Source organism: Streptomyces nidicola (assembly GCF_050106155.1).
Classification (GTDB): Bacteria; Actinomycetota; Actinomycetes; order Streptomycetales; family Streptomycetaceae; genus Streptomyces.
The window spans coordinates 2153538-2178589 of the sequence record NZ_JBNBPI010000001.1; the positions used below are offsets into that span (position 1 = coordinate 2153538).

Annotated in this window: 19 protein-coding genes and 1 tRNA gene; 5 read left to right on the forward strand and 15 right to left on the reverse strand. The window is 69.5% G+C overall.

Annotated elements, in window-relative coordinates:
• Nucleotides 1-68: 68 nt before the first annotated feature.
• Nucleotides 69-153, reverse strand: a tRNA-Leu gene (locus ACOKM3_RS09965).
• A 109-nt stretch (nt 154-262) separates the two neighbouring features.
• Entirely contained in the window at nt 263-2002 is a 1740-nt protein-coding gene (gene oxc, locus ACOKM3_RS09970) for an oxalyl-CoA decarboxylase (RefSeq protein WP_426899020.1), read from the reverse strand.
• Nucleotides 2003-2282: 280 nt separating this feature from the next.
• On the opposite strand from oxc, the gene ACOKM3_RS09975 reads away from it, so the two are divergent.
• Entirely contained in the window at nt 2283-3683 is a 1401-nt protein-coding gene (locus ACOKM3_RS09975) for an AMP-binding protein (RefSeq protein WP_426899022.1), read from the forward strand.
• 70 nt (nt 3684-3753) lie between these two features.
• On the opposite strand, the gene ACOKM3_RS09980 is transcribed toward ACOKM3_RS09975, so the two are convergent.
• The 13 genes from ACOKM3_RS09980 to sucC all read right to left on the reverse strand — a co-directional run bounded on the left by ACOKM3_RS09980 (nt 3754) and on the right by sucC (nt 18470).
• The gene (locus ACOKM3_RS09980; RefSeq protein WP_426906751.1) at nt 3754-4686 is read right to left on the reverse strand and encodes a LysR family transcriptional regulator; all 933 of its coding nucleotides are present in this window, start codon (nt 4684-4686) and stop codon (nt 3754-3756) included.
• A gap of 39 nt (nt 4687-4725) precedes the next feature.
• Nucleotides 4726-5697: a 2-dehydropantoate 2-reductase gene (locus ACOKM3_RS09985; RefSeq protein ID WP_426899024.1), complete on the reverse strand. Its 972-nt coding sequence runs from the start codon at nt 5695-5697 to the stop codon at nt 4726-4728.
• Nucleotides 5698-5879: 182 nt separating this feature from the next.
• Nucleotides 5880-6092, reverse strand: coding sequence for a formate dehydrogenase subunit delta (locus ACOKM3_RS09990; protein WP_266715524.1), 213 nt, complete (start codon nt 6090-6092; stop codon nt 5880-5882).
• Nucleotide 6093: 1 nt separating this feature from the next.
• The gene (gene fdhF / locus ACOKM3_RS09995; protein WP_426899026.1) at nt 6094-8904 is read right to left on the reverse strand and encodes a formate dehydrogenase subunit alpha; all 2811 of its coding nucleotides are present in this window, start codon (nt 8902-8904) and stop codon (nt 6094-6096) included.
• On the reverse strand, nt 8901-10526 hold the full coding sequence (locus ACOKM3_RS10000) for a formate dehydrogenase beta subunit (protein ID WP_426899028.1): 1626 nt from the start codon (nt 10524-10526) through the stop codon (nt 8901-8903). Before ACOKM3_RS10000 ends, fdhF begins: the two co-directional genes overlap by 4 nt.
• A 3-nt stretch (nt 10527-10529) precedes the next feature.
• Nucleotides 10530-11024, reverse strand: coding sequence for an NAD(P)H-dependent oxidoreductase subunit E (locus ACOKM3_RS10005; RefSeq protein WP_426899030.1), 495 nt, complete (start codon nt 11022-11024; stop codon nt 10530-10532).
• 134 nt (nt 11025-11158) lie between these two features.
• Entirely contained in the window at nt 11159-11881 is a 723-nt protein-coding gene (locus ACOKM3_RS10010; RefSeq protein WP_426899032.1) for an acyl-CoA dehydrogenase family protein, read from the reverse strand.
• 104 nt (nt 11882-11985) lie between these two features.
• Nucleotides 11986-12483, reverse strand: a complete 498-nt coding sequence (locus tag ACOKM3_RS10015) for a beta-class carbonic anhydrase (protein WP_426899033.1) — start codon at nt 12481-12483, stop codon at nt 11986-11988.
• A gap of 1 nt (nt 12484) precedes the next feature.
• The gene (gene frc / locus ACOKM3_RS10020; RefSeq protein WP_426899035.1) at nt 12485-13714 is read right to left on the reverse strand and encodes a formyl-CoA transferase; all 1230 of its coding nucleotides are present in this window, start codon (nt 13712-13714) and stop codon (nt 12485-12487) included.
• A gap of 144 nt (nt 13715-13858) precedes the next feature.
• Entirely contained in the window at nt 13859-14533 is a 675-nt protein-coding gene (locus ACOKM3_RS10025; RefSeq protein ID WP_426906752.1) for a GntR family transcriptional regulator, read from the reverse strand.
• A 221-nt stretch (nt 14534-14754) separates the two neighbouring features.
• Nucleotides 14755-16296 (reverse strand): aldehyde dehydrogenase family protein, encoded by a 1542-nt coding sequence (locus tag ACOKM3_RS10030; RefSeq protein WP_426899037.1) that lies wholly within the window; start codon nt 16294-16296, stop codon nt 14755-14757.
• Between the two features lie 138 nt (nt 16297-16434).
• Nucleotides 16435-17319 carry a succinate--CoA ligase subunit alpha gene (gene sucD, locus ACOKM3_RS10035; RefSeq protein WP_426899039.1) on the reverse strand — a complete coding sequence of 295 codons (885 nt, stop codon included), beginning with the start codon at nt 17317-17319 and terminating at the stop codon, nt 16435-16437.
• 11 nt (nt 17320-17330) lie between these two features.
• A complete protein-coding gene (gene sucC / locus ACOKM3_RS10040; RefSeq protein ID WP_426899041.1) occupies nt 17331-18470 on the reverse strand; it encodes an ADP-forming succinate--CoA ligase subunit beta in 1140 nt (379 codons plus the stop codon).
• A gap of 198 nt (nt 18471-18668) precedes the next feature.
• On the opposite strand from sucC, the gene frc (ACOKM3_RS10045) reads away from it, so the two are divergent.
• The 4 genes from frc (ACOKM3_RS10045) (at nt 18669) to ACOKM3_RS10060 (ending at nt 24945) form a co-directional block, all read left to right on the forward strand.
• Nucleotides 18669-19898, forward strand: a complete 1230-nt coding sequence (gene frc / locus ACOKM3_RS10045) for a formyl-CoA transferase (RefSeq protein WP_426899043.1) — start codon at nt 18669-18671, stop codon at nt 19896-19898.
• Nucleotides 19899-19901: 3 nt separating this feature from the next.
• A complete protein-coding gene (locus ACOKM3_RS10050; RefSeq protein WP_426899045.1) occupies nt 19902-22055 on the forward strand; it encodes an acetate--CoA ligase family protein in 2154 nt (717 codons plus the stop codon).
• Between the two features lie 123 nt (nt 22056-22178).
• Nucleotides 22179-23564 (forward strand): OFA family MFS transporter, encoded by a 1386-nt coding sequence (locus ACOKM3_RS10055; protein WP_426899047.1) that lies wholly within the window; start codon nt 22179-22181, stop codon nt 23562-23564.
• Nucleotide 23565: 1 nt separating this feature from the next.
• Complete coding sequence (locus tag ACOKM3_RS10060) at nt 23566-24945, forward strand: OFA family MFS transporter (protein WP_426899049.1); 1380 nt, start codon at nt 23566-23568, stop codon at nt 24943-24945.
• Nucleotides 24946-25052 lie beyond the last annotated feature (107 nt).

The window sequence follows — 25052 nt, forward strand, 5'->3', positions numbered from 1 at the left end:
GCCCCCGTCGGACCAGCGCAAACACAAAAAGTGCCGGTCGAGAAGAATCTCGACCGGCACTCTGCAAGTGTCCGAGGGGGGACTTGAACCCCCACGCCCGATAAAGGGCACTAGCACCTCAAGCTAGCGCGTCTGCCATTCCGCCACCCGGACAAGGTGTACATCGCTGGGCGCGGGGCGTTCCCCGCGGCGACACCTCAACAATACCAAGGTTTCGGAGTGGCTTTCACCTGCGTATCGGTGCACTCCCGAACACGGAGGGTTACTTCTTGATGCCGATGCCCTTCGGGTTCAGATGGGCGATGTGACCGCTCTCCGTACCGGCCGACGGGTCGATCACGCAGTCGATGAGCGCGGGACCGCCGGAGGCGATCGCCTCCGTGAGCGCGGCCGTGACCTCGGCGGGTGCGGTGGCCCGGTACCCCTTGCCGCCGAAGGACTCGATCATCTGGTCGTGGCGGGCCGCGCTCATCAGGGTCGTGGGCGCGGGGGCGTCGCCGATCACCTCGTCGCCCCGGTAGACGCCGCCGTTGTTCATGATCACGGTGACGACCGGCAGGTTGTAGCGGCAGATCGTCTCCAGCTCCATGCCGCTGAAGCCGAAGGCGCTGTCGCCCTCGATGGCGACGACGGGCGCCCCGCCGCTCTCGACCGCGGCAGCGATCGCGTAGCCCATGCCGATGCCCATGACGCCCCAGGTGCCGGAGTCGAGGCGGCGGCGCGGGTGGTGCATGTCGATGACGTTGCGGGCGATGTCGAGGGTGTTGGCGCCCTCGTTGACGATGTACGTCTCCGGGTGCTGGTGGACGACGTCGCGGACCGCCTTGAGCGCGCCCATGAACTGCATGGGGTGCGGGTCGGCCTCCAGGCGCTTGGCCATCTTGGCGACGTTCTGCTCCGAGCGGGCCGCGAGTTCCTCGCGCCAGGCGGTGGGCGCGCTGATCTGGCCGGGCTTGGTGCGGTCGGCGAGCTGGTCGAGGACGGATTCGATGTCGCCGACGAGGGGCGCCGCGATGGGCTGGTTGGAGTCCATCTCCCTCGCCTCGATGTCGACCTGGATGAACTTCGCGTCCGGGTTCCAGCCGCGCTCACCGTGATTGAGCAGCCAGTTCAGGCGGGCGCCGACCAGCATGACGACGTCGGCCTTCTTCAGGGCGAGGGAGCGGGCCGTCGCCGCGGACTGCGGGTGGTCGTCGCGCAGCAGGCCCTTCGCCATCGACATCGGTACGTACGGGATGCCCGTCGACTCGACGAGGTGACGGATCTTGTCGTCGGCCTGGGCGTAGGCCGCGCCCTTGCCGAGGACGATCAGGGGGCGCTCCGCGTTCTCCAGGAGGTCGATCGCGCGGTCCACGGCCTCGGGGGCGGGCAACTGGCGCGGTGCCGGGTCGACCAGGCGGGACAGGGTCCGCTCCCCCTCCCCCTTGTCCATGACCGCGCCGAGGACCGCCGCCGGGATGTCGAGGTAGACACCGCCGGGGCGGCCGGAGACCGCGGTGCGCAGGGCGCGGGCGATGCCGCGGCCGATGTCCTCGACGCGGCTGACGCGGTAGGCGGCCTTCACGAAGGGCTGGGCCGCCGCGAGCTGGTCCATCTCCTCGTAGTCGCCCTGCTTGAGGTCGACGAGGTGGCGCTCGCTCGAACCGGAGATCTGCACCATCGGGAAGCAGTTGGTGGTGGCGTTGGCGAGGGCGACCAGGCCGTTGAGGAAGCCGGGGGCCGAGACCGTCAGACAGATGCCGGGCTTTTGGGTGAGGTAGCCGGCGATCGCGGCGGCGTGTCCTGCGTTGGACTCGTGGCGGAAGCCGATGTAGCGGATGCCCTCGGCCTGCGCGAGGCGGGCCAGGTCCGTCACCGGGATGCCCACGAGGCCGTAGATGGTGTCGACGTCGTTCTTCTTCAGGGCGTCGACGACGAGGTGGTAGCCGTCGGTGAGCTCGGCCGGCGCGTCGGCTCCTGCCGCGGCCTCGGCGGTCTGTTCAGCGGTCGAGTCAGCGGTCATGATCCGGGTTCCTCCTTGGACGGGTCCCTGCCGGTGCGCCTCATGCGCGTACGGCCGGTGCGGCTCCTGTTCTCACCTTCGACAGGCCGCGGCGCCCCGTCCAAGACCCATCGGCTTCCAGGCGATAAATGGCGTCTATCGAGAGTCAAGCGTGCGTCAAATAGCCTGCTGGGGGCGGCCGTTCGGCCTTCATAAGCGATTGCTATCGGGTGTTCGTGAGTGCGTATTGGACGTGCGCGGCCGCTGGCCGCACGCTCACTGAGGATGGGAGGTGGAAGGCATGGCCACGTCGGCCCTGACCGTCACGGGGCTCGCCGATCTCCTCGACCGGCAGGCACGTGCGCGGCCCCACGCTCCCGCGCTCGTCACCACCGGGCGACACGGTGACGAGCGGGTTCCCCTGTCGTACGAGGCGTTGGACGCGCTCGCGGACCAGGAGGCGGGGCGGTTCGCCGCCGCGGGCCTGGGGGCCGGTGATGTGCTCGGGCTCGTCGCGGGGAACACCGTGGACTTCGTGGCCGCGCTGCTCGGGGCGGCTCGCGCGGGGGTGGTCGCCGCGCCCTTGGATCCGGGTCTGCCGGATGCCGAACTGCGTTTGCGGGTCGGCGATTTGGGGGCGAGCGCCGTGCTGCGTGGCGACGAGGTGGTCATCAGCGCCGGCGCCGGGCGCCGTGCGGGGAAGGAGGACACGCTCGTCCTGTTCACCGCCGGGGCCACCGGCCGCGCCCGCATGGTGCCGCTCACGCACACCAATGTGGCGGCGTCCGTCAACAACATCTGTGCCACCTACGCGTTGGGGCCCGACGATGCGACCGTCGCGGTCATGCCGTTCTTCCACGGACACGGGCTCTTCACCTCGCTCCTGTCCACGCTGGCCGGCGGGGGGTGTGTGCTGCTGCCGGCGGGCGGGCGGTTCTCGGCCGAGACGTTCTGGGCGGATCTGCGGGCGGCGGGGGCGAGTTGGTTCACGGCGGTGCCGACGATCCACGAGGCGCTGCTCGACCGCTCGTCGGAGGCCGCCGACCTGGGGGCGCCGCCGCCGCTGCGATTCGTACGCAGTTGTGGCGCGCCGCTCAACGCCGCTTCCCAGCGGGCCCTTGAGCGGATGTTCGGCGCGCCGCTGCTGTCCGCGTACGGGATGACCGAGGCCGCGCACCAGATCGCCAGCGAGCCGCTGCCGGAGCGCGGGCCGCTCAAGCACGGCACGGTGGGGCGGGCGACCGGGGTGCGGCTGCGGGTCGTCGACCAGGCCGGGAGGGTGTGTCCGGCCGGGGTGCGGGGCGAGGTGTGGGTGGCCGGTCCGACCGTGACGGGTGAGGGGTGGTTGCGCACCGGGGACCTGGGGTGGCTCGACGAGGACGGGTACCTGTCGTTGACCGGGCGGATCGAGAGCCTCATCGTGCGGGGCGGGCGGAAGATCTCGCCCGAGTACGTGGAGGATGTGCTGGCCGGGTGTCCGTCGGTGGCGGAGGCGGCGGTGTTCGCGGTGGGTGCGGGGCGGATCGGGGCCGCGGTGGTGGTGCGCGGGGAGGAGTGTGTGGAGGCGGAGGACGTGTTGCGGTACTCGCGGGAGCGGTTGGCCGCGGCGGCGGTGCCGGACCGGATCGTTTTCGTGTCCGCCCTGCCGCGGACGGCGCAGGGTGGGTTGGATCGGTTGGCCGTGCGGGAGCGGTACGGGTGAGGTGAGTCGACGTCTCGGGGCTCTGCCCCGGACTCCGCCGGCTCTCATCCCCAGGCGGGGCTTGATGTGCTCAAGAGTGCGCACCCTGCGCCGGGACCCTCTGGTCGAAGACCTCGTCCAGGTTCAGCGCCGTCGCCGCGCTCACGAACGCCCTCGCCGCCACCGAGCCCGGGGTTCCCGCGTGGATCGCGACCGAGACCTGGGCGCCGGCCTCCGGGTCGATCAGCGGCAGCGCTCGCGTGCGGCCGTCCACCGGCATCGCGCGCAGCCAGGTGTGGGGGACGACGCTGGCCCATTCGCCGCCGCCCACATGTGCGTACAGGGAGGCGATGGAGTCGGTCTCGACCTGGGGGGTGACCTCAAGGCCCTTGTTCGCGAAGACCTTGTCGATGATCTGGCGGATGCGCATGTCGGGCGTCAGCAGCGCCAGCGGGAGTTGCGCCGCGTCCGCCCAAGTGAGGCTGTTCGTACGGGATTTGAACTGGTCGTCCGAGACCAGGAGCATGTAGCGCTCCTGGTAGAGGGGGACCACTTGCAGGCCCTCCTGGTCGTCCGGGTCGAAGTGGGCGATGGCCACGTCGAGTTCGAAGTCGCGGAGTTGGCGGTGGAGTTCCTTCGTGGAGAGGCGCGAGCGGACCTGGACCTTCGCCAAGGGGTGTGCCGAGCAGAAGGCGCCCACCGGGAGGGCCAGTGTCGTCGATGCCGTGGGGTCGGTACCGAGGCGGAGTGTGCCCGTGATGCCCGACTGGACCGCGGCGACCTCGGCCTTGAAGGCGTCCTGCTCCGCGAGGATGCGTTTCGCCCACACCACCAGGCGCTCGCCCTCCGGGGTGAGGCCCTGGTAGTTGTGGCCGCGGTTGATGAGTGTGACGTTGAGCTCGCGCTCCAGCTTGGCTATCGCCGCGGAGAGCGCGGGCTGGGAGACGTAGCAGGATTCGGCGGCGCGTGCGAAGTGCCGTTCGCGTGCCACCGCCACGAAGTACTCCAACTGCCGGAACAGCATGTACGTCTCCTCTGCCACGTGATCTTCATCCGTAGCGTGCTACGGCAGCACGGTGCGTGCCAATAGGTCGGTCGCCGCGTGGATCGCACGCAGCGTGGGTGCCTCGGCTCCGGTGATGTCGGCCATCTCCACCACCGCTGTCACGATGGCGTCCAGCTCCAGTTGTTTGCCCGCTTCCAGGTCCTGGAGCATCGATGTCTTGTGGGCGCCCACACCCTCGGCGCCGCGCAGTCGTTTCTCGATGGAGATCTCGGGCGTCGAGCCGACGCGGGCGGCGATGTCGAGGATCTCCTCCATGACGCGGGCGACCATGGCGCGGGTCAGCGGGTGCCGGCACATGTCGGTCATGGTGGCCCGGGTCAGCGCGCTGATCGGGTTGAAGGCCGCGTTGCCCATGAGCTTGATCCAGATGTCGTCGCGCAGGTTCTGCTCGACGGGGCACTTGAGGCCGCCCGCGACCATGGCCTCGCTCAGCTCCGTGCAGCGTCGCGACACATCACCGCTCGGCTCCCCGATGGAGAAGCGGGTTCCTTCCAAGTGCCGTATGACGCCCGGGGATTCGATGACCGTGGCCGGGTAGACCACGCAGCCGATCGCGCGCTCGGGCGGCAGCACCTTGCTCGTCGCGCCGCCCGGGTCGACCGCCTCGATGCGCCGGCCCTCGTAGGGGCCGCTCAGCTTGTGGAAGTACCACCACGGGACGCCGTTCTGCCCGGCCACCAGCGCGGTGTGCTCGCCGAGCAGCGGGGCGACGAGCGAGCCGCACGACGGGTACGAGTGGGCCTTGAGGCCGAGGAACACATAGTCCACGGGGCCGATCTCGTTCGGGTCGTCGGTGGCGTGCGGGTGGGCGGTGAAGTCGCCGCGCGGGCTGAGCACGCGGACGCCTTCCGCCTGGATGGCGCGCAGATGGCCCCTGCGGGCGACGAGGTGCACGTCCGCGCCGCCGCGGTGCAGGGCCGCGCCGACGTACGCGCCGATGGCTCCGGCGCCGACAACTGCGATCTTCATCGTGGTGCCTCCTGGGTTCGAGGGTGTGGAGGTACGCGCACGTGTGCCGTCGGCCGTCGCACCCGCGCGCCGCACAGCACGGGGGTGCCCGATGACATCACGTACAAAGATGCGGAAATGGGCGCGGCCGCCGCGCGTGCCCTGTCGCGCGGCGGCCGCTGGGAAGGTGGCCCGGGAGGGCCTCAGCGCATGAGCTTCACGGCCGCGACGACGAGCGGGTCGAAGCCGTCCGCTCCGTCGTCCACGAGTGCGTAGAGCCGCTGCCGCATCCTCGGGTCCCAGAACTTCGTGACGTGTCCTGCGATCGCCTCGGCCGCCGCCGCGTCCGACAGATGGCCCTGGTTCGCGGCGATGTCGTTCGCCATCCGGCGCTCCGCCGGGACGGTGCCCGCCATGTCAGTCCACCACCGTGACGAGTTCGTCCGCCGCCTCGCGAGCGGCCCGGGCCTTCGGCGCGAGGCCGACCTGCACGGCCGTGACCTTGTACTCCGGGCAGTTGGTCGCCCAGTCGGAGTTCTCGGTCGTCACCACGTTCGCGCCCGTCACCGGGTGGTGGAACGTGGTGTAGACGACACCCGGTGGCATGCGGTCGGAGATCTGCGCGTGCAGCGTCGTCGCACCGACGCGGCTGGACATCGTGACGAGGTCGCCGTCGGTGATGCCGCGCTCCTCCGCGTCGTGCGGGTGGACCTCCAGGATGTCCTCGGGGTGCCAGGCGACGTTGCCGGTGCGGCGGGTCTGCGCGCCGACGTTGTACTGGCTGAGGATGCGGCCCGTGGTGAGGACCAGCGGGAAGCGTCGCGTGCTGCGTTCGTTGGTCGGCACGTAGGAGGTGACCGCGAACTTGCCCTTGCCTCGGGTGAAGGCGTCCACGTGCATGGTCGGTGTGCCCTCGGGGGCCTCCGCGTTGCACGGCCACTGGATGCTGCCGAGCTTGTCGATGAGGTCGAAGGAGACACCCGCGAACGTCGGGGTGACCGAGGCGATCTCGTCCATGATCTGCGACGGGTGGTCGTAGTCCATGGCGTAGCCCATGGCGGTGGCGATCTCGCACACGATCTGCCACTCGTGCTTGCCTGCCTTGGGCGGCATCACCGACCGCACGCGGTTGACGCGCCGTTCGGCGTTGGTGAACGTGCCGTCCTTCTCCAGGAAGGAGGCGCCGGGCAGGAAGACATGGGCGAACTTCGCCGTCTCGTTGAGGAACAGGTCCTGGACCACGACGAGTTCCATGGCTTCGAGGGCCGCCGTGACGTGCTGGAGGTTCGGGTCGGACTGGGCGATGTCCTCGCCGTGCACGAACAGTCCGCGGAAGTCCCCCTCGATCGCCGCGTCGAACATGTTGGGGATGCGCAGCCCCGGATCCGGCAGGAGGTCCCGGCCCCACAGGTTCTCGAAGACACCGCGCACCGCGTCGTCGGAGATGTGCCGGTAGCCGGGCAGCTCGTGCGGGAAGGAGCCCATGTCGCAGGATCCCTGTACGTTGTTCTGCCCGCGCAGCGGGTTGACGCCGACGCCGTCGCGGCCGATGTTGCCGCAGGCCATCGCCAGGTTGGCCATTCCCATGACCATCGTCGAGCCCTGGCTGTGCTCGGTGACACCGAGGCCGTAGTAGATGGCTCCGTTGCCGGCGGAGGCGTAGAGGCGTGCTGCCGCGCGCAGGTCGGCGGCCGGGACGCCGCTGATCTCCTCGGTCGCCTCGGGGCTGTTCTCCGGGCGGGCCACGAACGCGGCCCACTCCTCGTAGCCCTCGCAGCGCTCCGCGACGAAGTTCTCGTCGACGAGGCCCTCGGTGACGACGACGTGCGCCATCGCGTTGACGACGGCGACGTTCGTGCTGGGGCGCAGTTGGAGGTGGTGCTGCGCCTCGATGTGCGGGGAGCGCACCAGGTCGATGCGGCGCGGGTCGACGACGATCAGCTTGGCGCCCTCGCGCAGGCGGCGCTTCATCCGGGAGGCGAACACCGGGTGGCCGTCGGTGGGGTTGGCGCCGATGACCATGATGACGTCGGCCTCGGCGACGGACCGGAAGTCCTGGGTGCCGGCCGATTCGCCGAAGGTCTGCTTGAGGCCGTAGCCGGTGGGTGAGTGGCAGACACGGGCGCAGGTGTCGACGTTGTTGTTGCCGAAGGCGGCGCGGACCATCTTCTGGACGACGTACACCTCTTCGTTGGTGCAGCGGGAAGAGGAGATCGCGCCGATGGAGCCGGCGCCGTACCTGCCCTGGATCTCCTGGAAGCGGCGGGCCACCGTGCCGATCGCCTCGTCCCACTCGACCTCGCGCCACGGGTCGGTGATGCGCTCGCGGACCATGGGCTTGAGCTTGCGGTCGGGGTGAGTGGCGTAGCCGAAGGCGAAGCGGCCCTTGACGCAGGAGTGGCCCTCGTTGGCGCCGCCGTCCTTGTGGGGGACCATGCGGACCAGTTCGTCGCCGCGCAGCTCGGCCTTGAACGAGCAGCCGACACCGCAGTACGCGCAGGTGGTGACGACGGACCGCGTCGGCATGCCGAGGTCAACCACCGACTTCTCCTGGAGAGTTGACGTCGGGCAGGCCTGGACGCAGGAGCCGCAGGACACGCACTCGGAGTCCATGAACAACTCGCCCGCGCCCGCCGACACCTTGGACTCGAAGCCGCGCCCCTCGATGGTCAGCGCGAAGGTGCCCTGCGTCTCGTCGCAGGCGCGCACACACCGCGAGCAGGCAATGCACTTGGACGGGTCGAAGTCGAAGTACGGGTTGGAGGTGTCCTTCTCGGCGTCGAGGTGGTTGGCGCCCTCGTAGCCGTAGCGGACCTGGCGCAGGCCCACCACGCCTGCCATGTCCTGGAGTTCGCAGTCCCCGTTGGCGGGGCAGGTGAGGCAGTCGAGGGGGTGGTCGGAAATGTACAGCTCCATGACGCCCTGGCGGAGCTTCTCCACCTTCGGGGTCTGCGTCTTCACCGACATGCCGTCCGTGCACGGTGTCGTACAGGACGCGGGGGTGCCGCGCCGGCCGTCGATCTCGACCACGCACAGCCGGCAGGAGCCGAACGCCTCCAGGCTGTCGGTGGCGCACAGTTTCGGTACTTCGATGCCGGCCTCGGCTGCCGCCCGCATCACGGACGTGCCCTCGGGGACCATCACCTGTTGTCCGTCGATCTCCACCGAGACCGTGGCCGCTCCGGGGCGTTCCGGAGTGCCGAAGTCGGGTTCCTTCAGAAGCGTCATGCCTGGCCCTCCGTTCGAGCGTTGCCCCGCTGTACGGGGTGGATCTCCAGGAGCCGACGGTCGCCGCGGGCGACGAAGTCGTCGGCGAAGTGCGCGAGGGCGCTGCGTACGGGCATCGGCGTAAGCCCGCCCATGGCACACAGTGAACCATCGGTCATCAGCTCGCACAGGTCCTCGAGCAGCGCGAGATTCTCGTCCTGCTGCTCACCGGCCACGATCCGGTCGATGACCTCGACGCCGCGCACCGAACCGACCCTGCAGGGCGTGCACTTGCCGCAGGACTCCTCGGCGCAGAACTCCATCGCGAAGCGGGCCTGCGCCGCCATGTCGACGGTGTCGTCGAAGACGACCACGCCGCCGTGCCCGAGCATCGCCCCGGCCTCCGCGAGTGCCTCGTAGTCCATCGGCACGTCGAACCGCGCCTCCGGCAGATACGCGCCGAGGGGCCCGCCCACCTGCACGGCGCGCGCGGGGCGGCCGCTGAGTGTGCCGCCGCCGTAGTCCTCGATCAGCTCGCGCAGGGTGATGCCGAAGGCGGTCTCGACGATGCCGCCGCGCTTGATGTTGCCGGCGAGCTGGAAGACCTGGGTGCCTCGGGAGCGGCCGACGCCGAGGTCCTGGTAGGCCTTGGCGCCGTCGGCGAGGACGACGGGGACGGTGGTGAGGGTGAGGACGTTGTTCACCACGGTCGGCCTGCCGAACAGGCCCTCGATCGCGGGGATCGGGGGTTTCGCGCGGACCATGCCGCGCTTGCCCTCCAGGCTCTCCAGCATGGAGGTCTCCTCGCCGCAGATGTACGCGCCGGCGCCGACGCGGATGTGCAGGTCGAAGTCGAGCGAGGAGCCGAGGATGCCCGCGCCGAGCCAGCCGCGCCCGCGCGCGATGTCGATCGCGGCGTTCATGGTGGCGATGGCGTCGGGGTATTCGGAGCGGATGTATATGTAGCCCTCGCGGGCGCCGACGGCGTGGGCGGCGATCGTCATGCCCTCGATGAGCAGGAACGGGTCACCCTCCATGACCATGCGGTCGGCGAAGGTGCCGCTGTCGCCCTCGTCGGCGTTGCAGCAGATGAACTTGAGCTCGTCGGCGCAGTCGAGCACCGTCTTCCACTTGATGCCCGCCGGGAAGCCTGCACCACCGCGACCGCGAAGCCCGGAATCGGTGACCTCGGTGACGACGTCGGCGGGCTCCATCTCCAGGGCCGCGCGCAGTCCTTGCAGTCCGCCGTGGGCCTCGTAGTCCTCGGGCGAGAGCGGGTCGGTGATGCCGACGCGGGCGAAGGTGACGCGGTTCTGCCGTGCCAGCCACGGGAGTTGGTCGACGGGGCCGAGCCGCAGCGCGTGGTCGGCGCCGTCCAGCATTCCGGCGGCGAGGAGGTCGGGGACGTCGTCCGGGGTGACGGGGCCGTATCCGATGCGGCCCTCGGGGGTCACGACCTCGACGAGGGGTTCGAGCCAGAGCAGCCCGCGCGAGCCGTTGCGGACGACGTCGACGCCGAACCCGCCCTCGATCGCGGCGAGTTGGATCCGCTGCGCCACCTCGTCGGCGCCGACGGAGCGGGCCGCCGCGTCGCGCGGAACGTACACGGTGGCCGCGCTGCTCGTGGTGTTCTCCGAAGTCACTTGTCACACCGTCCCGTTGAGGATCGCGCCGAGCCGGGCCGGGGTCACGCGCCCGTGCAGCCGTCCGTTCGCCTCCACCGAGGGGCCGAGCGCGCAGTTGCCGAGACAGAAGACCTGCTCGACGGTGACACCGCCGTCGGCGCTGGTCTCGCCGAGCGTCAGGCCCGACTCCCGTACGTGGCCCAGCAGGCGGTCGGCGCCCAGGGCCTGGCAGGCTTCGGCGCGGCAGATGCGGACGGTGGAGCGGCCCGCGGGCTCGCGACGGAAGTCGTGGTAGAAGGTCACCACTCCATGGACATCGGCCCGCGAGAGGTTGAACTCGTCGGCGAGGACGGGGATCGCCTCCTGCGGTACGCACCCCAACTCGGCCTGTACGGCGTGGAGTACGGGCAGCAGCGCGCCGCGCTCACCACGGTGCGCGGCTGCCGCCCTTCTGACCACACCCTCGACCGACACGTCCGTCCCGCTGGTCGTCATGATCGATCCGCCTTCCGTCATGCGGGCCTCCGGCGCGGGTGCAGGGGACCCCAGCACTACCCCATACAGACTTCTGTATACAGAAGCCCGGTGTAAAGAAGCGGGACGAGATCGAGCGGAGTCGATCGACCGACTTCCGTACACCGGGCCGGTGTTCACGAGGCCACGAGCACGGGCTCCGGGCCCGATCGGTCCGTCACGGCGGCCAGTTCGGTCAGCCACGGCAGCACGACATCGCGCACCAGCCGGTCACCCTCCCCGCCCGCCCCGAGCAGGGCCGAGGCCGGTACGCGCACCGGGTCGGCGCAGACCGTCGAGGTCGCGCTGCCGCTCGGGCCCGGGCCTGCCGCCCGGGCCGGCACGTACAGATCGGGGGCGTGGGCCGGGACCAGCCACAGGCTCTGCCGGTCCGGGCCACCCCCGGGCGCCCGGCTCGACCAGAGGTAGCTGTCGGCCTCGCCCGCGGCGACGACATGCCGCTTGCGGCCGCGCAGGGTGACGACCTCGCCCGCCCGTCGCGCCACGGACTCCGGCCCGTCCTCGTCGAGGGCGAGCGAGCACAGGTGTCGTCCTGCGGCGATCTCGGCACGCACCCAGGTGCCGCCGTGCACCTCCAGGACGGCGACCGCGGCATAGTGCGAGCGGAGCACTGCCGCGGCGGCCGGGCAGACGCGGGCGACACGCCCCACGACGTCGGCGGCCTCCGGCAATCCCCGCCCGCCGCCGCCGAGTTCGGGTGCGACGGTGAGACCGAGCAGCCCCGCGCGGCCGAGCGCGGTGACGCCGGAGCGGGGGAACTTGCCTTGCATACGGGCCGGTTCGCCGCCAAGGGCGACGGCACCGGTCAGGACGCGTGCGAGTGCGGTGCGGTACGACACGGGGCGACCCCCTCGTCAGCTGAATGACTCAGCGATTGCATACAGTATTCCGTTCACCCTCCGCGCCACCAGAGGCGCGTAGGGCCGAGTTTCGACCGGCAGGGCTACGCGGTGATCTCCCGCAACAGCCCCGTCGTCACGTCGAAGACGAATCCCCGGACGTCGTCGGTGTGCGGCAGGAAGGGCGACGTGCGCACCTTCCGCAGGGACTGCCGGACATCCTGGTCGACGTCGGTGAAGCCCTCCACCGCCCACGTCGGCCGCTGACCGACCTCGCGTTCCAGCTCGTGCCGGAACTCCTCGGTCAGGGACTGGAGTCCGCAGCCGGTGTGGTGGATCAGCGCCACACTGCGGGTGCCGAGCGCGCGCTGACTGATGGCCAGCGAGCGGATGGTGTCGTCGGTGACCACACCGCCCGCGTTGCGGACGGTGTGGCAGTCGCCGAGCTCGAGGCCGAGCGCGGCGTGCAGGTCGATCCGGGCGTCCATGCAGGCGACGACGGCCACCTCAAGGACCGGGCGGGCGTCCATACCGGGATCGGTGAACGCCGCGGCATACCGTTCGTTCGCCTCGACGAGGCGGTCGACCACGGTGCCGTCCATCTCAGATGACGCCCTGTTCGGCGAGCTGCGCCAACTCCGCCGGATCCAGGCCGAGTTCGTCGGCGTAGATGTCGCTGTTGTGCTCGCCCAGGAGCGGGGAGCCGGAGATGGTGGTCGGCGAGTCGGAGAGCTTGAGCGGGTTGCCGACCGTCGTGTACGAGCCGCGCTGCGAGTGCGGCACCTCGACGACCATCTCGTTGGAGACCAGCGACTCGTCCTCGATGATCTCCTTGGTGGAGAGGATCGGGCCGCAGGGGATGTTGTGGGCGTTGAGCCGGTCCAGGACCTCCCACTTGGGGAGCGTCGAGGACCACTCCTCGATCAGCTGGAACATCTTGTTGAGCTTCGGCAGGCGCGCCTCCGGCGTCGACCACTCCGGGTCGTCCGCCATCTCCGGCCTGCCTATCAGCTCGGCTATGGGCTTCCAGCCCACCGGCTGGACGATGACGTACACGTAGTCGTTGGGACCGCCGGGCGCGCACTTGACGGCCCAGCCGGGCTGTCCGCCGCCGGAGGCGTTGCCGGAGCGCGGCACCTCGTCGCCGAAGTCCTCGTTCGGGTACTCGGCCAACGGGCCGTGGGTCAGGCGCTGTTGGTCGCGCAGCTTCACGCGGCACAGGTTGAGCACGGCGTGCTGCATGGCGACGTTGACGCGCTGCCCGCGCCCGGTGCTCTCGCGCTGGAACAGTGCCGCCAGGATGCCGGCGACCGTGTGGATCCCCGTCCCGGAGTCACCGATCTGCGCACCCGTGGCCGTCGGCGGCCCGTCCTCGAAGCCCGTGGTGGCCATCGAACCGCCCATGGCCTGGGCGACGACCTCGTAGGCCTTGAAGTTGGTGTACGGGCCCTCGCCGAAGCCCTTGATGGAGGCGTAGATGATGCGGGGGTTGATCTCCTGGATGCGGTCCCAGGTGAAGCCCATCCGGTCCACCGCGCCCGGGCCGAAGTTCTCCACCATGACGTCCGAGCGGCGGATCAGTTCCGTGAGGATCTCCTTGCCGCGGTCGCTCTTGGTGTTGAGGGTGATGCTCCGCTTGTTGGAGTTGAGCATCGTGAAGTAGAGGGAGTCGGCGTCCGGGATGTCACGCAGCTGCTTGCGCGTGATGTCACCGGTCGGCGCCTCCAGTTTGACGACGTCCGCACCCAGCCACGCGAGCAACTGCGTCGCGGACGGGCCCGACTGAACGTGCGTCATATCGAGGACACGCACGCCCTCAAGAGCCTTGGTCATGATCGACACCCCACCTCTCGCTTGCGCGTCAGGAGTTAGAAGGCCGGCACATATCAATGTTCATACAGTATGCGTCGACTGTATGCAATCCTTCGCGACAGCATTCCCCACCCCCTACTCCTCCGCCGTGGGCCGCGCTGCCCGCTACCTCGCGCGCTGGTGGTACGACGTGCGCGTGTGCTCGGTGTGCGCGCGCATGACCTGCGCCGCCCGGCCCTCGTCCCGGTCCGCGAGCGCCGCGATCAGCTCCCGGTGCTCGGCCCAGGACTGATGGCCGCGCTGCCGCGCCACCGGTGTGTAGTACCAGCGCACCCGGCGGTCGACCTGCGCGGCCAGCTCAGCGAGGACCTCGTTGGCCGCCAACTCCATGACTGCGCCGTGCAGTTGCGCGTTGAGCGCGACCGCCGCCTCCACGTCGTCCGCCGCGACCGCCCGCTCCCCCGCCTCGCACAGCTCCTCCAGCGCGGCGACGGCGACGGCATCGGCCTTGCCCGCGGCGAGCCGGACGGCCTCGGTCTCCAGGAGCTGGCGGACCTTCAGGAGCTGGTCCGCCTCGTCCTCCGTCGGCTCGTGCACGAACGCGCCCTGCGCGGGCCGCAGATCGACCCACCCCTCGGTACTGAGCCGCTGCAACGCCTCACGTACGGGCTGCCTCGACACCCCCAGCTGCAGCGCGAGTTCCGTCTCGACGAGATGCGCGCCGGGCGGCAGGGTGCGGTTGATGATGAGTTCGAGGAGTGCGCCGTAGACCCGCTCGCGCAGCGGTCCCGGCCGGTCCAGCCTGGGCACCGCCCCCTGAGGCAGTCCTGCGGTCGGCAACATCGGGGCCCCTTCCGTCCTGCGTCCACGGTGTCTCAACCCACGCTTCTCGCATGGGGATTGTCGTAGTTCTTGCCGAGGGCTATCCCAGCCTGTACACAATATCCCGTCGACACATCGTGTGCGCGGGGCGGGCGAGAACTCGCCCCGCGGCACGGCGGCGGGGTCCACGAGCGGCGGGGAGCGCCCCCTGCGCCGCGAGGGACCCCGCCGCAGCTGCGTCAGGGCATCAGGTGGTAGTCCGGGAAGTTGCCCGGCAGCCGCTCCCCCGACGGCCCTTCGGTGACCGCGCGGACCAGGAGTTCGCCGCCCACGAACGCGCCGCGCCACGACGCCCCGAACCCGCCGAACAGCTCGTCCCGGTCCCCGCGCGAACGCGGCTTGCCGTGGCCGACCTTGAACGCCCGGATCTGCGGCGCGAGCCGCTCGTACGTCGCCTCGTCGTCGGTGGACAGGGTGGCGACCAGGGCCCCGTTGGAGGCGTTCATCGCCGCGAGGAGTTCCGCCTCCGTGTCGACGAGCACAATGGTGTCGACCGGACCGAACGGCTCGGCGTGGTGCAGCGGCGAGGACGGCGGCGGGCCGAGCAGCGTCACCGGATGCACGTACGCGCCGGTGTCCTGGCCCGGCAGGAACAGCGCCGGGTCGGGGGCGCCGCGGTGCAGCGGGACGGCGCCGCGGTCGATCGCCTCGGCGACCTGGTCGGTCAGCTCCTTGGCCTTCGCCGCGTTGATGAGCGGCCCGAAGTCGAGCGCCGGGTAGGGGTCTTCGGGGTGCTCGACGGCCAGCGGATGGCCGACGCGCAGGGTGCGTACGGCCGGCAGGTACGCGGCGAGGAACGCGTCGAAGGCCTCGCGCTGCACGACGAACCGCGGGTAGGCGGTGCAGCGCTGCTTCCCGTAGTCGAAGAGCTTGGGGATGGCGGCCGTCAGCTTGTCCCAGTCGGTGAAGTTCCAGATGCCCCAGGTGTTGAGGCCCTCCTGCTCCAGGATGTGCCGCTTGCCGAGGTCGGCGACGTCCGTGGCGACCGCCGCGCCCGTGTCCCGGCCGCCGACGAAGGACACGCAGCCGATCTCCGGCGCCCGCACGAGCGCCTCGGAGAGCTGCCCGCCGCTTCCGCTGACCAGGGTGACCGGGATGCCCTCGCGGGCGGCGAGGGCGCAGGCCAGGGTGAGACACGAGACGCCGCCGTCGGTCGGCGTCTTGGCGATGACCGCGTTGCCGGCCAGGGCCTGGACCAGCATGGCGTGCACGAGCACGCTCATCGGGTAGTTCCAGCTGGCGATGTTCGACACGGGTCCGGCCAGCGGGGTGCGCTCGCCGTCTCCGAGCATGTCGTCGATGCCGTCGACGTACCAGCGCACGCCGTCGATGGCGCGGTCCACGTCGGCTTGCGCGAGGCGCCACGGCTTGCCGATCTCCCAGACCAGGAGCAGGGCGAGGAGTTCGCGGTGCTGGGTGAGCGCGTCGAGGGTCGCGGCGACGCGGGCGCGCCGCTCGGGAAGCGGGATGTGCCGCCAGGCGCGGTGCTGGTCGAGGGAGGCGCGTACGGCCTGGTGGGCGGTGTCGGCGTCGAGGCGGGGCGGGCCCGCGATGGGGCTGCCGTCGACGGGGCTGGTGGCGGGCAGGGCGCGGCCGTCGGCCTGCCAGGTGCCGTTCCACAGGTTCAGGACGCGATCGTCCCGGAAGGCCTCGGGGGCGACGGCGAGGCAGCGCTGCCAGGCGTCGGACCAGGAGGTGTTCGCCTTGAGGGTGGTTGCCATTGTTCGGTCTCCGCTCACGGTGCACAGTCGGGGCGGTTGTTCCATGGCTGGTGGTGCTGTGGACGGGAGGTGCCCAAAGGACACCTCCCGTATGCCAAAGTCCTTACTACGATGGCCAGTTGAGGCCTATGAGAAGCGTCACTGCCCGTCGGCGATGCGGTCCAGGACGAGCCGTGCCGTCTCCGTCGGTGTGGAGCCGACGCGGACGCCGACCGCTTCGAGCGCCTCCTTCTTGGCCGCCGCCGTACCCGAGGAGCCGGAGACGATGGCGCCGGCGTGGCCCATCGTCTTGCCCTCGGGCGCGGTGAATCCGGCGATGTAGCCGACGACGGGCTTGGTGACGTGCTCGCGGATATGAGCCGCGGCCCGTTCCTCGGCGTCGCCGCCGATCTCCCCGATGAGCACGATGAGTTCGGTCTCGGGGTCGGCCTCGAACGCTTCGAGGCAGTCGATGTGGGTGGTGCCGATGACGGGGTCGCCGCCGATGCCCACGCACGTCGAGAAGCCGATGTCGCGCAGCTCGTACATGAGTTGGTAGGTGAGGGTGCCGGACTTGGATACGAGGCCGATCCGGCCCGGCTTGGTGATGTCGGCCGGGATGATGCCCGCGTTCGAGGCGCCGGGCGAGATGAGGCCCGGGCAGTTGGGCCCGATGATGCGGGTCCCCTTCTGCTTCGCGTACGCCTGGAAGGCGACGGCGTCGTGCACCGGGATGCCCTCCGTGATGACGACGGCGAGCGGGATGCCCGCGTCGGCCGCCTCGATGACGGCTCCCTTGGCGAAGGCCGGCGGCACGAAGACGACGGTGACATCGGCTCCGGTGGCGGCCATGCCCTCGGCGACGCCGCCGAAGACGGGGACCTCGCGGCCGTCGAGGTCGACGCTGCGCCCTGCCTTGCGGGGATTGACGCCCCCGACGACGTTGGTGCCCGCCTGGAGCATGCGGCGGGTGTGCTTCATGCCCTCGGCGCCGGTCATGCCCTGGACGAGGACCTTGCTCTCCTGGGTCAGGTAGATGGCCATGTCCCGGCTCCTTAAAGGGGGTTGGAGGTGAGGGCGAGTTCGGCGGCCCGGCGTGCGGCGCCGTCCATGGTGGTGGCCTGCGCCACCAGGGGGTGGGCGCGCTCCTCGAGGATGGTCCGGCCGCGTGCCGCGTTGTTCCCGTCGAGCCGGACGACCAGTGGTTTGGTCAACTCGACGTGTTCCAGGGCCTGGACGATGCCGTCGGCGACCGCGTCGCAGGCGGTGATGCCGCCGAAGACGTTGACGAAGACGGACTTCACGGCCGGGTCGGAGAGGATGACGTCGAGCCCGTCGGCCATGATCTGCGCGGAGGCGCCGCCTCCGATGTCGAGGAAGTTGGCGGGCTTCGCACCGCAGCCCGCGACCACGTCGAGGGTGGACATGACGAGCCCGGCGCCGTTGCCGATGATGCCGACCTCGCCGTCGAGCTTCACGTAGTTGAGCCCCTTGGCCGCCGCCCGGGCCTCGAGGGGCTCCTCGTGCGCCGCTTCCTGCTCGCCCCAACGGGCGTTTCGGAAGCGGGCGTTGTCGTCGAGTGTCACCTTGCCGTCGAGCGCGAGGATCTGCCCCTGCGCGGTGCGCACGAGCGGGTTCACCTCGACGAGCACCGCGTCCTCGCGGGTGAGGACCTCCCACAGGCGGACGAGGACGTCGACGGTCTGCGGCGGCAGCCCTGCCGCCCCGGCAATGCGCGCCGCGACGGCCGAGGTGACGCCGACGGCCGGGTCGATCGGGATCCGGGCCACGGCCTCGGGCCGGGTGGCGGCGACCTCCTCGATCTCCATGCCGCCCTCGGCGGAGGCGATGGCGAGGAACGTGCCGGCCGCGCGGTCGAGGACGTAGGACACGTAGAACTCGGCCTCGATGTCGACGGGTTGGGCCAGCATCACCTTGCGCACGGTGTGGCCCTTGATGTCCATGCCGAGGATCTGGCGCGCCGTCAGTTCGGCTGCGGCCGGGTCGGCGGCGAGCTTGACGCCGCCCGCTTTGCCGCGCCCGCCCGCCTTGACCTGCGCCTTGACGACGACGCGGCCGCCGAGTCGGCGCGCGAACTCCCGCGCCTCCTTGGCGGATTCGGTGACTTCGGCCCGCGGGACGGGGATGCCGTGCTCCGCGAACAGGTCCCTCGCTTGGTGTTCGTACAGGTCCATTTGCGGCTCCTGTCTCGGTTCCTGCTTCAGCCGCTGATTCGGCTAAGGAAAGGAAAAGTGCTGCACGCCCCCTGGACACCATCCACGCAATGCGGGATACCAGTTTTCATACAGTATTCGGCGACTGTATGCAATGTACGAGCCGACGGTGGACCGACCGTGGAACCGACCGTGGACCAGTAGCGAGGTGAGTCGTTCGTGACCAAGGCACTCGAGGGTGTGCGCGTCCTGGACATGACCCATGTCCAGTCAGGCCCATCCGCCACGCAGATGCTGGCGTGGCTGGGTGCGGACGTCGTCAAACTGGAGGCGCCGACCGGTGACATCACGCGCAAGCAGCTGCGTGACATCCCGGACGTCGACTCCCTCTACTTCACGATGCTCAACTGCAACAAGCGGAGCATCACCCTGAACACCAAGACGGAGCGCGGCAAGGAACTGCTGACCGAACTGATCCGCCGCTCCGACGTGCTGGTGGAGAACTTCGGCCCCGGAGCCGTCGACCGGATGGGCTTCACCTGGGACCGCATCCAGGAGATCAACCCCCGCATCATCTACGCCTCCATCAAGGGCTTCGGCGAGGGCCCGTACACCAACTTCAAGGCCTACGAGGTCGTCGCCCAGGCCATGGGCGGCTCCATGTCGACCACCGGCTTCGAGGACGGGCCACCCCTCGCGACGGGCGCGCAGATCGGCGACTCCGGCACCGGCATCCACACCGTCGCCGGCATCCTCGCCGCCCTGTTCCAGCGCGAGAACACCGGGCGCGGGCAGCGGGTCAACGTCGCCATGCAGCACGCGGTCCTGAACCTGTGCCGCGTGAAGCTGCGCGACCAACAGCGCCTGACCCACGGCCCGTTGGCCGAGTACCCGAACGAGGACTTCGGCGACGAGGTGCCGCGCTCCGGCAACGCCTCCGGCGGCGGACAGCCCGGCTGGGCCGTCAAGTGCGCGCCCGGCGGACCCAACGACTACGTCTACGTCATCGTCCAGCCCGTCGGCTGGAAGCCGCTCACCGAGCTGATCGGACGGCCCGAACTCGCCGAGGACGTCGACTGGGCCACGCCCGAGGCACGCCTGCCGAAGCTCAACAAGATGTTCCAGCTGATCGAGGAGTGGTCCTCCACCCTCCCCAAGTGGGAGGTCCTGGATCGGCTCAACGCCCACAACATCCCCTGCGGCCCGATCCTCTCCACCAAGGAGATCATCGAGGACGAGTCGCTGGTCTCCAACGAGATGGTCGTCGAGGTGCCGCACGCGCAGCGCGGCTCCTTCAAGACCGTCGGTTCCCCTCTCAAGCTCTCCGACTCCCCCGTCGACGTCACCTCCTCCCCGCTGCTCGGCGAGCACAACGCGGAGGTCTTCATCGGTGAACTCGGCCTCGGGGACGAAGAGTTGCGTCTGCTCAAGTCGAACGGAGTGATCTGATTGATGGCCGAGGAACGTGAGCTCAAGGTACGGGCGCTGCTCGATGCCGTACGGGCCGAGGGACGTACAGCGCTCACCGCGCCCGAGGGAAAGGTGATCGCCGACGCGTACGGGATCGCCGTCCCCGGCGAGGAGCTCGCGACCGATGCCGACCAGGCGGTGGCGGCCGCGGCCCGCTTCGGCGGGCCCGTGGTGCTGAAGATCGTGTCGCCCGACATCCTGCACAAGACCGACGCCGGCGGCGTGATCGTGGGCGTGGAGGGCGAGAGCGCCGTACGGGAGGCGTACCAGCGGATCGTCGACAACGCGCACGCGTACGCGGCCGATGCCCGCATCACCGGCATCCAGGTGCAGGAACTGCTGCCCACCGGACCCGACACGCAGGAAGTCATCGTCGGGTCGGTCACCGACCCGACCTTCGGCAAGGTCGTCGCCTTCGGACTCGGCGGCGTCCTGGTCGAGGTGCTCAAGGACGTCACCTTCCGGCTCGCGCCGGTGACGGAGGACGAGTCCCTCGACATGCTCGACTCCATCAAGGCGGCGGAGGTGCTGCGCGGAGTGCGCGGCGCCAAGGGCGTCGACCGGGAGGCACTGGCCGAGCAGATCCGCCGCGTGTCCCAACTGGTCACGGAGTTCCCGGAGATAGCCGAGGTCGACCTCAACCCGGTGATCGCGACCCCGAAGGGCGCGCTCGCAGCCGACATCCGCGTCATCCTCGCCGAGGGCGAGCCGAAGCAGCGGCGCACCTACACGCGCGAGGAGATCCTGACCTCGATGCGGCGGTTGATGGAGCCGCGCTCCGTCACCGTGATCGGCGCCTCGAACGAGCAGGGCAAGATCGGCAATTCGGTGATGCGCAACCTCATCGACGGCGGCTTCTCCGGCGAGATCCACCCGGTGAACCCGAAGTCCGACGACATCCTGGGCCGCAAGGCGTACAAGAGTGTCACGGACGTGCCCGGCGACGTGGACGTGGCGATCTTCGCGATCCCCGCGAAGTTCGTGGCATCGGCCCTGGAGGAGGTCGGCCGCAAGGGCATCCCCAACGCGGTCCTCATCCCCTCCGGGTTCGCCGAGACCGGCGAGCACGAACTCCAGGAGGAGATCGTGGCCATCGCCGAGCGCTACGGCACCCGCCTCCTCGGCCCGAACATCTACGGCTACTACTCGACGTGGCAGGACCTGTGCGCCACGTTCTGCACGCCGTACGACGTGAAGGGCGGCGTCGCCCTCACCAGTCAGTCCGGTGGCATCGGCATGGCCATCCTGGGCTTCGCGCGCACCACGAAGACGGGTGTCTCGGCGATCGTCGGGCTCGGCAACAAGTCGGACCTCGACGAGGACGACCTGCTCACCTGGTTCGGCGAGGACCCCCACACCGACTGCATCGCGATGCACTTGGAGGACCTCAAGGACGGGCGCGCCTTCGTGGCGGCCGCGCGCGAGACCGTGCCGAAGAAGCCGGTCGTGGTCCTGAAGGCGGGGCGTACGGCGGCGGGCGCCAAGGCGGCCGGTTCGCACACGGGCGCGCTCGCGGGCGACGACGCCGTGTACGACGACATCCTCAAGCAGGCCGGTGTCATCCGGGCGCCCGGCCTCAACGACATGCTGGAGTACGCGCGGGCGCTGCCGGTGCTTCCGACGCCCCAGGGCGACAACGTCGTGATCATCACGGGGGCCGGCGGCTCGGGTGTGCTGCTGTCGGACGCCGTGATGGACAACGGGCTCGAACTGATGGAGATCCCGGCCGACTTGGACGCGGCGTTCCGGAAGTTCATCCCGCCGTTCGGCGCCGCGGGCAACCCCGTCGACATCACGGGCGGCGAGCCCCCGTCGACGTACGAGGCGACGATCCGGCTCGGCCTGGAGGATCCGCGGATCCACTCGCTGGTGCTCGGCTACTGGCACACCATCGTCACCCCGCCCATGGTGTTCGCGGAGGTGACGGCGCGCGTCGTCCAGGAGTTCCGGGAGCGCGGCATCGAGAAGCCCGTGGTGGCATCGCTGGCCGGCGACGTCGAGGTCGAGGAGGCCTGCCAGTACCTCTTCGACCGGGGTGTCGTCGCGTACCCGTACACGACCGAGAAGCCCGTCGCGGTGCTCGGCGCCAAGTACAAGTGGGCCCGCGCGGCGGGGAAGTTGGGGGGCGGTCGATGAGGTGAGCGACTGACGGATCCGGTCGGCGGTGTGCGCCGACCGGACCCAGGCCCCGTGCGCACACGAAAGAAATTTGGACAGGGGGCGCTGCCCAGATCTTTCGACGCAAGGGAAACGATCGACATGACAACAACCGATCTGCCGAGTTCCGTCCCCTACAGGGAGGTGACGGACGCCAACGGCCGGATGTACCGCGTTGGCGAGAGCGACATCGACATCATGGGTCGCGGGCGCAAGTGGATGGTCATCCTGCCCTGGGTGGGCATGATGGGCATCTCGTCCGCGGAGTACGCGTTCGCGTCCGCAGAGGACACACTGCACACCGCGCACCATTGGAACAGCGGACACATCTTCTGGATGATGACCGTCTGGGTGTTCTTCCAGGCGGCCGTGGCCATGCCCGCGGGCAGGCTCCGGGAGAGCGGCAAACTGCCGGCCCGCTGGGCCATGATGCTCGGCGCCGTGGGTACCTTCCTCGGCTATCTGTCGCTGGCCTTCGCACCGCACGTCATCGTCGCCTACATCGGCTTCAGTGTCTTCAGCGGTATGGGCGCCGGCATGGTGTACGCGACCTGCGTCAACATGGTCGGCAAGTGGTACCCGGAGCGCAGGGGCGGCAAGACGGGCTTCGTCAACGGCGGTTTCGCCTACGGCTCGGTCCCGTTCGTGTTCCTGTTCACCGGGTTCATGGACCTGACCAACTTCCGCTGGGTGCTGGTCTCCGTGGGTGTGCTGCTCGCCGCGATGGTCGCCGTCGCGGGCTCCTTCTTCAAGGACCCGCCGAAGAACTGGTGGCCGGCGAACATCGACCCGCTCAACCCTCCGGAGGACCCGCGGGCCCGCCGGTCGCTGGAGAAGAACCCGCCGGCCGTCAAGCAGTACACCCCCATGGAGGCATGGAAGACCGGCCGGGTCGCGCTGATGTGGTTCTGCCTGGCCTGTACGTCGGGTGTGAACATCTTCGGCATCGCCTTCCAGGTCGACATCGGCAAGGAAGCGGGCTTCGCGGGCGGAATCGTGGCGACCGCGATGTCACTCAAGGCGGTCGTCAACGGCACCGGTCGCGGTGTCATCGGCTGGCTCTCCGACCGGTACGGCCGCAAGCAGTGTCTGCTGGCGGTCTGCGTCATCCTGGGCCTCGCCCAGTTCGGCATCATCTGGTCGGCCTCCGAGCAGCTGCTCGCGATGTTCCTGATCTTCTCCGCGATCTCGGGATTCGGCGGTGGCGCGATCTTCCCGATGTTCGCGGCCCTGACCGCGGACTACTTCGGTGAGAACAACAACGCCACCAACTACGGCATGGTCTACAGCTCAAAGCTCGTCTCAGGGCTCGGCGCGGGCATGGGGTCCGTCGTCGTCGGTGCCTGGGGACACTCCGGGGCCTTCATCCTGGCCGGCTGCATCTCGTTCTTCGCCGGCTTCGTGGCCATCTTCCTGTCCCCGCCCGGTAGGCCCAAGAAGCGTGGGGTCCACCCCAACCCACAACCCCTTGGTGAGGAGATGGCTTGATATGACGGCGGAACCTGTCTCCGCTAGTAACACGGCACCGGCTACGGGGAGCCGGTACCGAGAAATCACCGACGAGCACGGCCGGATCTATCGCGTCGGCGAGACCGACCGGGACATCCTCGGCCACTCCCGCAAGTTCATGGTGTACCTGCCGTGGGCCGCGATGATGGCCATCAGTGTCTTCGAGTACGCGTACGGGTCCGCGGAGGACACCTTGTCCTCCGCGCACGGCTGGACGCAGTCCAACACCTTCTGGATCCTGAGTGTCTGGGTGTTCTTCCAGGCAGGTGTGGCGTTCCCGGCCGGCTGGCTGCGGGAGAAGGGCATCATGCCGGCCCGTCGGGCCATGTACGTCGGCGCCTTCATGTGCCTGTTCGGATTCCTGGCCCTGTCGCATCTGCACAACGTGTGGCTGGCCATCATCGGATTCGGCGTGATCGGCGGGCTCGGCTCCGGGTTCGTGTACGCGACCTGCATCAACATGGTCGGCAAGTGGTACCCCGAACGCAAAGGCGGCAGGACAGGTTTCGTCAACGGAGGCTTCGCCTACGGCTCGCTTCCGTTCATCTTCATCTTCAACTACGCCTTCGACACCTCGAACTACCACCGGGTGCTCGACATGATCGGCGTCTACGTGCTGATCGTGGTGCTGGTGTGTGCGTTCTTCTTCCGGGACCCGCCGAAGAACTGGTGGCCCTCGGACATCGACCCGCTGGCGAAGTCGGGCAACAGCAAGAGCCGGGCGGCGCTGGAGAAGAACCCGCCGGCCGTCAAGCAGTACACCCCCATGGAGGCCATCAAGACGGGCCAGCTGCCGCTGATGTGGCTGAGCCTGGTCCTGACGGCAGGTGTGTCGATCTTCGGCATCTCCTTCCAGGTCGACTTCGCCAAGGAGGTCGGCTTCGGTCCGCTGGTCGCCGCGTCCTCGATGGGTGTCATGGCGGTCATCAACGGTGTCGGCCGCGCGGTGGTCGGCTGGATGTCGGACCTGTGGGGCCGCAAGGCGAGCCTGATCCTCGTGATCGTCGTCCTCGGTCTCGCCCAGTTCGGCATCATCTGGGCGGGCGACATCCACAGCGAGGCGCTCTTCCTGGTCTTCGCCTTCCTGTCGGGCTTCGGTGGCGGCGCGTTCTACCCGATGTTCGCGGCGCTGACCCCGGACTACTTCGGGGAGAACTTCAACGCCACCAACTACGGCCTGGTGTACAGCGGGAAGCTCATCAGCGGCCTGTTCGGCGGCGGACTCGGCTCGATGGTGGTCGGCGCCTGGGGCTACAACGGCGCGTACGCCCTGGCCGGCGGGATATCCATGCTGTCGGCGCTCGTGGCGCTGCTGCTGCGACAGCCAGGGCGGAACGAGAAGGCGGTATCCTTGACATGATCACGTAAAGCGCTGATCCGCGCTGATCACGTAAAGCGCATCGGTAAGAGTTGAGTGGGGCCCGGCCTGATTGATGGCCGGGCCCCACTCATGTGCGCTCATGCGCC